The sequence below is a fragment of the Acinetobacter sp. 1130196 genome, from assembly GCF_000588095.1.
Taxonomy (GTDB): domain Bacteria; phylum Pseudomonadota; class Gammaproteobacteria; order Pseudomonadales; family Moraxellaceae; genus Acinetobacter; species Acinetobacter nosocomialis.
This window is the reverse complement of the sequence record NZ_JFWX01000076.1, coordinates 1-9,813: the sequence shown is the minus strand read 5'-3', so window position 1 is coordinate 9,813 and position 9,813 is coordinate 1. Positions and strand designations below refer to the sequence as shown.

The window sequence follows — 9,813 nt, the reverse complement described above, 5'->3', positions numbered from 1 at the left end:
ATATCAATATGCTTTTGTCGTCTACAAAGGGTGGAGTAATCTGGTGCTGTCCAATTCAAGCCACAGAGTTTAATCAGGCTTTGAACAAAGCCAGTAACCATACGTAAAGAAAGACGGAATAGAGATTTGATCATTAAACAGCATTGAATCGCTGTATCGGAATAAGTTTGATTTCGTCCTTGCTTGCCTTGTGGTTGTGCATACCATTGCGTCTTAGGATCAAACCAGATTGAAATATTTCCTCGCTTGATTAAAGCTTGGTTATACGAGGACCAATTGGTTGTACGATAGATTTTAGGTGTAGGCTTCTTCATCTGGAAATTATATTACTGAAGAAGCCTTCAAGAATAGCTTTGTGCAACAAAGCCATGAACATTTAAAAGAAGCACAAACGTAAATAATAAAAATAAAAAAAGTAGAAAGATCATGAGTTGAAACATATCGTTAAATTATTTAGGTATTTTACACAATTTAACATTTTATGCAAATTAGTTTACATTTCATTAAGTTTTGTTAAAGCTTTGATTGAGACTTAATCGTTTTGAAAATGTGACAATTGATAGATAATTTGTTAGATTGTTTGATTTTTATTATAACAGGTGAGCCAGATGAAGAAATTTTTATTTGTCCTTATTGCTGGATTTGGGCTAGAAGGTTGTGCGTCACTGACGGAAAAAGCTGATGAAAATTATATTACCAAGTCTCCCATTACGCCGGTTAATACTGCATTTAATGGGACAAAAGTACTTGAGCATGGAATTTTTACTGAGCAGGATATTGCTGATATGCCTGAGCATTCAAATATCAATTCACGTTACAAAATATCATTTTAAGTCACTACTTAAAAATAAAATTGAATAGTTAGGCTAAACAATCGAGTAAATTAGCTGAAATATAAAGTTTACTAAGATTGTATTTAATAATGACTATTCAATATAAACTATCAGCTTGGTAGTTTTTAAAAAGATAAAATGTTAAATTTTAATCATTGAAAAAATTGGTTTTATAAATGAAAAATATCATTATTTTAACTTCAATATTGTTATTAACTGGGTGTGCTATTAACTCTAAATCATTATCGCCAGTGAAAAGCGGTGATGATAAAACTATTGTAGAGGCTGAAAAATATAAGCAACAATATCAAAAAAAGATATTTAAAATTTGGGATGTCCCACCATCTTCTATAGGTATGAGCGCTAGCGTTAAAGTGTTTTTAAGTGATAGTGGTGAGATTGAGCAAATTATTTTTCTAGATAAAGAAGATCCAAAGTTCAAATCAAGTATTGAAAAGGCAATATGGCGTGCAAGTCCATTTGTTTTGCCTTCTAATCCTGAGGTAAGAAAACAGGTAAGAAAGTTCAACATCAAGTTTGTGGCAAAGTAAATTTTAAAAACACAAATTTGACTTTTTATTTATAGAAAACCACTAATTGGTGGTTTTCTATATTTGGGATGTAAAATTATAAACAAGATAACTATTAACCAATCTCACTTTAATTACTGTATCCTCATATTCTTTAAAAGATAAATTTATAACTTTATTTTATTAATTATTTAAAAACTAATCATTATTTTTTATCCACTTTTTCTTTTATGGTTAATTCATCAAAGAAGAGGAATGAGCCATGTTGAATCAACATGAGATAAATTTAAAACAGTATCAAAATAAATCTTTAAGTTATTTGAACAGCACAGCTCACTCTGAAGGGATTGAGTTTGATAAGTTTATTAAAGAGATTGAGAAATATTCAAATGCTGTCGTTTTAGATTTAGGTTGTGGTGGTGGCCATGTGGCTTATAACGTTGCTAATCATGCCGATTTAGTTTTTGCTTACGACTTATCTCATGAAATGCTTGATACTGTCTCAAAAGCTGCCAATGATCGAAAAATAAAAAATATTTTTGTACAACAAGGTATAGCCGAAGATATGCCGTTTACTGATGAACAGTTTGATGTAGTGATTAGCCGCTATTCTGCCCATCACTGGCAACATGTACCAACGGCGATGAAAGAAATAAATCGTGTTTTAAAACCTAATGGTACCGTTATTTTTGTTGATATTATCAGCTCAAGTTTTCCCATTTTAGATACGTTTTTACAGACTATAGAGGTTATTCGAGATCCAAGTCATGTAAGAAACTATAGTATTAAAGAATGGGTTTACTTTATAGAAGATGCTGGTTTTGAGTTAACTACCTTAGATAAACAGTCACTCATGCTAGATTTTGATAGCTGGGTGCAGCGTATGAAAACTCCTGAAGACCAAATAAAAACACTTAAGTATCTACAAGAGAATGCATCAGATGTGGTCAAAAAATATTTTTATATTCAAAAAGACGGGAGTTTTGAAAGCAAAGTAGGATACTTCGTATTTAAAAAAATATCTTTCTAGTCTGCTTTTAGGGTCAATGTTTAAAACATTACAAATCTTCAAAACTAATCAAAATCTTATTTATATTTTAAAACTAAGTATAAAAAAGCCCTTTATATAAGGGCTTTTTCCTTTTTAAAGCTCAAATTTTTGTTGAACGTTCACTTAGCCATGCTTCTAACTTTGGCCAAAACTCTTGAGAACTTGCTTGACTGGAAATTAGTCCCAAATGACCACCTGGAATAAGAGTAAATGTAACATCTTGGCTACTGGTTAAATGGCTTAATGGTTGAGCTGCATCCGCCGTAACCAATTGATCGCTACGACCTGCACCAACCAAGAGAGAACACTCGATATTTTTTAACTCAATTTTTTTATCTTTTAATAAAATAGAACCTTGCTTCAACGGATTTTGTAGCCAAACATTGAATAACATGTCCTGATTAATCCCTCCTGGATAATCAATCATATTATTTAAGAAACTACTTAAAGTGGCATGTTCTTGTACAAACTGAAGGTCATCAAGGTTTTTCAGTAATTGAACATGGCCATCGAGCCAACCTTTAGGGTCAAGAATTTTAAATCCTAGAGAATTTAAAATACCAGGTGTATGAATCAAACGCTTCGGTAAACCTGAGTAGATACGTTCCTGTAGCTTCTTATTGCGAGCAATAGTGTTATTTATAGTTCGGTAGAGTTTTCCAATATAACCAGAAGCATAACTATCAATTGGGCTACCTAATACTATAAGGTTTTTGACATAATTTGGTTGATTATGTGCTGTATATAAAGTAACGAATATACCTGCCATACTCCATCCGTGTAGAGAAATTTGGTCACTGCCTGAATGGGTGCGAACAAGTTCTATAGCTTTAGGAATAAAATCTTCTATAAATGATAAAAAGTTAAGATGTCTATCTTTAAAGCCCAAACGTCCCCAATCGACTAGATATACGTCAAAACCTGCATTTTGAAAATATTTTACAAGCGAACGATAAGGATATAAATCATAGATCGCCATATTAATTGCTAGCGGAGCAACAAATACTAATGGTTCTTTAAAACGCTTCTGGGTAGCCGCATAGTAACGAACACGGGTTTGATTGAATTCACCAATTACTTCAAACGGAGTGCTTTGTGACAATACTAATGTTTGAGGACGAAATAGTCGGGTAGAGAGGTGCTTGATTTGACTTTGTTCTGGGACAAGGGACTTTAAGCGTTTCATCTTGTTTTACCAACTATACTAAAGATTGATTGAAGTCTAAGCGAAAATTTTCAGGTTTACCTTGACCTTAAATACCTTAGACACTCAAAATGATGATAGTTTTTTAGTACATGACCAGTAAAGGCGCACATTTAATGAACCAGTCTGATGATTTAGAATACCAACTTGATACTTTAGCCATTCGTACCGGACATACTCGTAGTTTTGAAGGTGAGCATGGCGAACCAATTTTTTTGACTTCATCTTTTGTATATGAAAACGCTGCTGAAGCAGCTGCAAAATTTTCTGGTCAAGTTCAAGGAAATATCTATTCTCGTTTTACCAATCCGACTGTATCAATGTTTGAAAAACGCCTAGCAGCTTTAGACGGGGCTGAGCGAGCGGTTGCAACAAGTTCTGGAATGGGCGCAATTTTGTCAGTTGCAATGGCATATTTAAAAGCGGGTGATCATGTTATTTGCTCAAGAGCAGTATTTGGTTCAGTCGTTGCCTTGTTTGAAAAATATATTGCCAAGTTTGGTGTAGATATTACATTTGTTGATTTATGTGATTTGGATGCATGGAAAAATGCAGTACGTCCAGAAACTAAACTTTTATTTGTTGAGTCACCATCGAATCCATTAGCTGAGATTGCGGATATTCAAGCACTTGCAGATATTGCCCATGCGCATGGTGCCTTACTTGCAGTTGATAATAGTTTTTGTACGCCGGTTTTACAGCAACCATTAAAATTTGGGGCAGACCTTGTAATTTACTCGGCAACTAAATATTTAGATGGGCAAGGGCGCGCATTAGGCGGTGCTGTTGTCGGGAATCATCAGTTGTTAGAAGAAGTTTTTGGTGTCGTCCGTACACTTGGGCCATCAATGAGCCCGTTTAATGCATGGGTTTTCTTAAAAGGTCTAGAAACTTTACGCTTACGTATGAAAGCACACTGTGAGAGTGCTCAAATTCTTGCAGAATGGTTATCTACTCATGAAAAAATAGAAAAAGTTTACTACGCAGGCCTTTCAGCTCATGAAGGACATGAACTTGCTGCAAAACAGCAAAAAGGTTTTGGAGGAATTGTTTCTTTTGTAGTTAAAGGTGAGCGTGAAGGTGCTTGGAAAGTAATTGATAACACCAAATTTATTTCTATTACCGGTAATTTAGGTGATGTGAAATCAACGATTACCCATCCTGCGACCACAACGCACGGCAAACTTTCTGCTGAAGCAAAACAAGCAGCAGGTATTCAAGAAGGTCTAATCCGTGTTTCGGTTGGTTTAGAAGATATTAACGATATTATTGGTGATATCTCACGTGGATTAGATTTAATCTAATTAATTTATATATTTAAGACTAAGCCACACTTATTTTAGTGTGGCTTTTTATTTATAGCGTTGTTACTTACATACGGCTTTGTTGCACAAACCTATCTCTAAAGGCTTATTCCACAATATAATTTTGAGATGAATAAGCCTACACCTAAAATCTACCGTACAACCAATTGGCCCACATACAACCGAGCTCTCATTAATCGTGGGAATATTGCCATTTGGTTTGATCCCAAAACACAATGGTATGCTCAACCAAAAAGCCAACATGGTCGAAATCAAACTTATTCCGATACAGCCATCCAATGCTGCTTAATGATTAAATCCATATTTCGTCTTTCTCTACGCATGGTCACTGGCTTTGTACAAAGCCTGATTAAACTTTGCGGATTAGATTGGACAGCGCCAGACTATACGACGCTTTGCAGAAGACAAAAACATATTGATATTGCGATTAGCTACCAAAAAAGTAGCAATGGTCTACATCTACTCGTAGATTCAACTGGTTTAAAGTTTTTGGGCGAAGGTGAATGGAAACGGAAGAAACATCAGCCTGAATATCGTCGACAATGGCGTAAGCTTCACATTGGTATAGATGCTGAAACGCTGCAAATACGTGCAGTTCAGCTCACAACGAACAATATCAGTGATTCACAGGTGCTCGGTGATTTACTTGGTCAAATACCACTTGATGAGCGAGTAGATTCTGTCTATACCGATGGAGCCTATGACACTAAATGCTGCAGACGAGTGATCTCAGATCGTCAAGCATATGCGGTGATTCCGCCAAGAAAAAATGCGAAACCGTGGAAAGATACAAAAGTTCATTCGCAAGAGAGAAATGAATTACTAAAAACAGTTAAGCGTCTAGGAAGAGCCCTTTGGAAAAAGTGGTCTGGTTATCATCGGCGAAGTTTGGTCGAAACCAAGATGCATTGCATCAAATTATTAGGCGATAAACTCTACTCAAGGAATTTTGACAGCCAAGTGAATGAGATCCATGCACGTGTAGCCGTATTAAATAAATTTACAGAATTAGGCAGACCTCATACCCAAGTTGTAACCTAAATTTTAGCAACTTAGGAAAACTTTACCTTCAAAGGCTTTATGCAACAAAGCCCTTACATACAACGAATGAAATAAAAAGACTACATTTTGTTATAAATGACTCTAAAATCACAACGTATAAAAGTTCTAAATTTAATAAAAATAACAAAGTGAGTTTTTAACCATGCTTAAACCTATAATTATATTAGTCGCTATAGGGGCAATTGGTTTGGTTGGATACAGAGTATTTGCCCAAAAGGACGAACCGACTCAGATTAGCGAAACTGTATTGTTAATTAATGATGCGAACAAATCAGTTGAAGATGCAGATCATTCCATAGAAAAGGCAAATGCCTCTTTTCAAAAAATGCCTTTAAATGAATACAAACCGGACAATAAAAACCTTCAAGCTTCACAATAGTTTCACTTAAATTTTAGAACTGGCTCTAAGCGTAAAAAGTTTTACACAGAAAGCTTTAAACTCATGAGTTAGCGAAAATAGTTTCATAGATAGCAATAGAAAACATTAATTTATTGTGTCAGAATTACAGATTAATTTTGATTTAAACGTAATGACCTCAATGATCTTTGTGATGAGTTGAGTGACTAAAAGAGTTTAAGTTCTGAAGTGTTATGTGACTATCAATTATATTTGATAGAGATACGGAGTTAGGTTTATGAATATCAATATGCTCATGCAGCAAGCGCAGCGCATGCAAAAAGATATGGAATCAAATATAAAAAAGGCCAAAGAAGAGCTTGCTCAAACTGAAGTAAACGCTGAAGCGGGTGGTGGTTTGGTTAAAGTAACCATGACTGGTCGTTATATCGTAAAACGTATCGAAATTAATCCAGAATTACTTCAAGATGAACCAGATATGATTGAAGACTTAATCGCAGCTGCGGTGAATGATGCTGTGCGTCAAGCCGAAGTAGTTTCTGAAGAAAAAATGCAAAAAGCTAACTCTGGTATGGGTTTACCTCCTGGTTTAGCGGGCATGTTCTAAGGAAATTCAGTGTTTAGTGATAGATTTGAACAACTCGTTCAAGCTTTACGTATTTTGCCTAGCGTTGGACCGAAGTCGGCTCAACGTATGGCTTTACATCTTTTGATGAAAAATCGTGAAGGTGCATTTGCTTTAGCGCATGCTCTACATGAAGCATCAAGTTATATTCATGAATGTAGTGTTTGCCACTCTTTAACTGAGCACGAAATTTGTGATATTTGCGCTTCAACAGAAAGAGATGATCAACTGCTATGTGTGGTTGAATCTCCGGCAGATGTGATGGCAATTGAACAAAGTGGTAGTTTCCGTGGTAAATACCATGTATTGGGTGGGCATCTTTCTCCATTAGATGGGATTGGGCCAGAGGAAATAGGTATTCCTTACCTAATTCAACGCTTAAGCCAAGGCACTATCGAAGAAGTCATTTTGGCGACTAACGCCACTGTAGAAGGTCAGGCGACAGCGCACTATTTGGTTGAAGCGACGAAACATTTACCTATTCACATGACACGTATTGCTCAAGGTGTACCTCAAGGGGGTGAGCTTGAATATGTTGATAGTCATACATTAAGTCAAGCGGTGCATAACCGTATGCGTATGAAATAAGTACTTCGGTGCTTATTTCAAAGATTTTTTTAAAATATAAGTTTTATTATTAAAAAAATCTTTTTAAAAGACAAAAATATATTTTTAAAAATGACTTAATGAATATATAAATTAAAAAAGCTGTTTGTAAAAAATAAATTTTTATAAGGATCTTAAATTGAAAGATTTAAAATAATGATCAAAAAATTATCTCTTTTTTGGAAAATTGTTCAAAAATAGATTATTCATCATGGATTCAGTAGCATTTTTCTATTGCTATGTTATATATACCAGAGTTTAAAGCACTCTTTGCAGTTACTTGAGAAAGCATGTTTCAGTTTATCCAACAGCAAACCGAATTGGTTGATGTCCTTCAACAAATGGATCAATGTTCAACATACGGACTTGATACAGAATTTATTAAGGTTGATACCCTTTGGCCTAAACTTGGAGTATGTCAAGTCAATGTCAACGGAAATGTATATTTGCTGGATGGCGTGTCGCTAGACTTAAGTGAGTTTTGGAAAAAAATCTTTGTTGCTCAACAAAATATTTTTCACGCGTGTGGTGAAGATATCGATTTAATCTATCACTATGCTGATGAACAAAACCTATTAAATGTTTTTGATACCCAAGTTGGACTTTCCTTTTTAGGACATGGTTTACAAGTAAGCTATCAAGGTGCTTTAAAGCTTTGTTTAGAGATTGACATTGAAAAAGACCAAACTCGATCTGACTGGTTAGCAAGACCTTTGTCTCCTCAACAGTTATGCTACGCAGCAAATGATGTTTTATACCTTATGCAGTTGGCTAACCATATTAAGGACCAGCTTAAGCAAAAAGGTCTTTATGAGTGTGTTCTTGAAGACTGCCGCAGTTTAACCAAAGAAATTATTAGTGAAACACCAACGTCATTACTCTATACAGATGTAGGCAACTATCGACATTCACGCCGTCAATTAATGCAATTGCAAAATTTAAGTGAATGGCGTGAACATATAGTTAAAGCAACCAATCAACCACGTAGTTTTATCCTTAGAAATTCTACAATGATTGATTTGGTTGAAAAAAATCCACGTAATAATTTCCAGTTATCACAGGTAAGAGATATACGTCCGAATGTTGTTCGTGAATATGGCAAAATTATTCTGGATCTTTTGAAGGATTTACCAGTAGAAGGGCAATGGCCAGCTAAAATTGCTAAACCTTTTAAAATTACATCAAAAGAAACTTTAGATAAAATGGGCTTTGTTGCACAAAGCTATTCTTGAAGGCTTCTTCAGTAATATAATTTCCAGATGAAGAAGCCTACACCTAAAATCTATCGTACAACCAATTGGTCCTCGTATAACCAAGCTTTAATCAAGCGAGGAAATATTTCAATCTGGTTTGATCCTAAGACGCAATGGTATGCACAACCACAAGGCAAGCAAGGACGAAATCAAACTTATTCCGATACAGCGATTCAATGCTGTTTAATGATCAAATCTCTATTCCGTCTTTCTTTACGTATGGTTACTGGCTTTGTTCAAAGCCTGATTAAACTCTGTGGCTTGAATTGGACAGCACCAGATTACTCCACCCTTTGTAGACGACAAAAGCATATTGATATTGCGATAAGCTATCAGAAAAGTCATGATGGGTTACACCTACTTGTCGACTCTACGGGTTTAAAGTTTTTAGGTGAAGGCGAATGGAAGCGTAAAAAACATCAGCCTGAATACCGTCGGCAATGGCGTAAACTGCATATTGGTATAGATGCTGAAACACTGCAAATACGTGCCGTTCAGCTTACTACAAATAATGTCAGTGATTCACAAGTACTAGGTGATTTACTGGATCAAATTCCACTAGATGAGCGAATAGATTCTGTCTATACCGATGGCGCGTACGACACGAAGTGCTGCAGAAAAGTGATTTCAGATCGTCAAGCACATGCAGTAATTCCACCCAGAAAGAATGCCAAGCCCTGGAAAGATTCTAAAATAAGTTCAATAGAACGAAATGAGTTACTTCAAACGGTTAAACATTTAGGCAGAACCCTATGGAAAAAATGGTCGGGTTATCACCGTCGTAGTTTGGTGGAAACCAAGATGCATTGCATCAAATTATTAGGTGATAGGCTGACGGCAAGACATTTTCAAAGTCAGGTCAATGAAATTCATGCGCGTGTGGCAGTTCTGAATAGATTTACGGAATTAGGTAGACCTCGCACCCAAGTTGTGTCTTAAATTTGAATGGATTGGGGAGAACTCAGC

The 9,813-nt window shown here is 35.5% G+C and carries 11 protein-coding genes and 1 pseudogene; 10 read left to right on the top strand and 2 right to left on the bottom strand.

Annotation, left to right across the window (positions count from 1 at the left end; translation table 11 throughout):
- Positions 1-314, bottom strand: a 314-nt coding sequence (locus J671_RS25630; protein WP_171073493.1) for a transposase, incomplete at its 3' end; no start/stop codon positions are given.
- Positions 315-608: 294 nt separating this feature from the next.
- On the opposite strand from J671_RS25630, the gene J671_RS23870 reads away from it, so the two are divergent.
- From J671_RS23870 to J671_RS23860, 3 genes are all read left to right on the top strand, one after another.
- On the top strand, positions 609-833 hold the full coding sequence (locus tag J671_RS23870; RefSeq protein WP_004887371.1) for a hypothetical protein: 225 nt from the start codon (positions 609-611) through the stop codon (positions 831-833).
- A 176-nt stretch (positions 834-1,009) separates the two neighbouring features.
- Complete coding sequence (locus J671_RS23865) at positions 1,010-1,384, top strand: cell envelope integrity protein TolA (protein ID WP_004887370.1); 375 nt, start codon at positions 1,010-1,012, stop codon at positions 1,382-1,384.
- 241 nt (positions 1,385-1,625) lie between these two features.
- Positions 1,626-2,393: a class I SAM-dependent methyltransferase gene (locus J671_RS23860; protein ID WP_004887368.1), complete on the top strand. Its 768-nt coding sequence runs from the start codon at positions 1,626-1,628 to the stop codon at positions 2,391-2,393.
- Positions 2,394-2,514: 121 nt separating this feature from the next.
- Here the strand turns inward: J671_RS23860 and J671_RS23855 are convergent, their stop codons facing one another.
- Positions 2,515-3,600, bottom strand: a complete 1,086-nt coding sequence (locus J671_RS23855) for an alpha/beta fold hydrolase (RefSeq protein WP_004887366.1) — start codon at positions 3,598-3,600, stop codon at positions 2,515-2,517.
- A 134-nt stretch (positions 3,601-3,734) separates the two neighbouring features.
- On the opposite strand from J671_RS23855, the gene J671_RS23850 reads away from it, so the two are divergent.
- The 7 genes and pseudogenes from J671_RS23850 (at position 3,735) to J671_RS23820 (ending at position 9,786) form a co-directional block, all read left to right on the top strand.
- Entirely contained in the window at positions 3,735-4,922 is a 1,188-nt protein-coding gene (locus tag J671_RS23850) for an O-succinylhomoserine sulfhydrylase (protein ID WP_004887364.1), read from the top strand.
- 129 nt (positions 4,923-5,051) lie between these two features.
- Positions 5,052-5,984 carry an IS5 family transposase gene (locus J671_RS23845; RefSeq protein WP_001040033.1) on the top strand — a complete coding sequence of 311 codons (933 nt, stop codon included), beginning with the start codon at positions 5,052-5,054 and terminating at the stop codon, positions 5,982-5,984.
- Between the two features lie 163 nt (positions 5,985-6,147).
- Positions 6,148-6,384 (top strand): hypothetical protein, encoded by a 237-nt coding sequence (locus J671_RS23840; RefSeq protein WP_004887361.1) that lies wholly within the window; start codon positions 6,148-6,150, stop codon positions 6,382-6,384.
- A gap of 256 nt (positions 6,385-6,640) precedes the next feature.
- Positions 6,641-6,970 carry a YbaB/EbfC family nucleoid-associated protein gene (locus J671_RS23835; RefSeq protein ID WP_004887360.1) on the top strand — a complete coding sequence of 110 codons (330 nt, stop codon included), beginning with the start codon at positions 6,641-6,643 and terminating at the stop codon, positions 6,968-6,970.
- 9 nt (positions 6,971-6,979) lie between these two features.
- Positions 6,980-7,576 (top strand): recombination mediator RecR, encoded by a 597-nt coding sequence (gene recR, locus J671_RS23830; protein WP_000490551.1) that lies wholly within the window; start codon positions 6,980-6,982, stop codon positions 7,574-7,576.
- 308 nt (positions 7,577-7,884) lie between these two features.
- A pseudogene (locus J671_RS23825) lies at positions 7,885-8,808 on the top strand (ribonuclease D); the annotation flags it as partial.
- Positions 8,809-8,853: 45 nt separating this feature from the next.
- Entirely contained in the window at positions 8,854-9,786 is a 933-nt protein-coding gene (locus tag J671_RS23820; protein WP_004812228.1) for an IS5-like element ISAha3 family transposase, read from the top strand.
- Positions 9,787-9,813 lie beyond the last annotated feature (27 nt).

Excerpts from the sequence above, each read along its gene's own strand:
- J671_RS23870 (WP_004887371.1), top strand. The coding sequence starts at position 609 with ATGAAGAAATTTTTATTTGTCCTTATTGCTGGATTTGGGCTAGAAGGT.
- J671_RS23865 (WP_004887370.1), top strand. The coding sequence starts at position 1,010 with ATGAAAAATATCATTATTTTAACTTCAATATTGTTATTAACTGGGTGT.
- J671_RS23860 (WP_004887368.1), top strand. The coding sequence starts at position 1,626 with ATGTTGAATCAACATGAGATAAATTTAAAACAGTATCAAAATAAATCT.
- J671_RS23855 (WP_004887366.1), bottom strand. The coding sequence starts at position 3,600 with ATGAAACGCTTAAAGTCCCTTGTCCCAGAACAAAGTCAAATCAAGCAC.
- J671_RS23850 (WP_004887364.1), top strand. The coding sequence starts at position 3,735 with ATGAACCAGTCTGATGATTTAGAATACCAACTTGATACTTTAGCCATT.
- J671_RS23845 (WP_001040033.1), top strand. The coding sequence starts at position 5,052 with ATGAATAAGCCTACACCTAAAATCTACCGTACAACCAATTGGCCCACA.
- J671_RS23840 (WP_004887361.1), top strand. The coding sequence starts at position 6,148 with ATGCTTAAACCTATAATTATATTAGTCGCTATAGGGGCAATTGGTTTG.
- J671_RS23835 (WP_004887360.1), top strand. The coding sequence starts at position 6,641 with ATGAATATCAATATGCTCATGCAGCAAGCGCAGCGCATGCAAAAAGAT.
- J671_RS23820 (WP_004812228.1), top strand. The coding sequence starts at position 8,854 with ATGAAGAAGCCTACACCTAAAATCTATCGTACAACCAATTGGTCCTCG.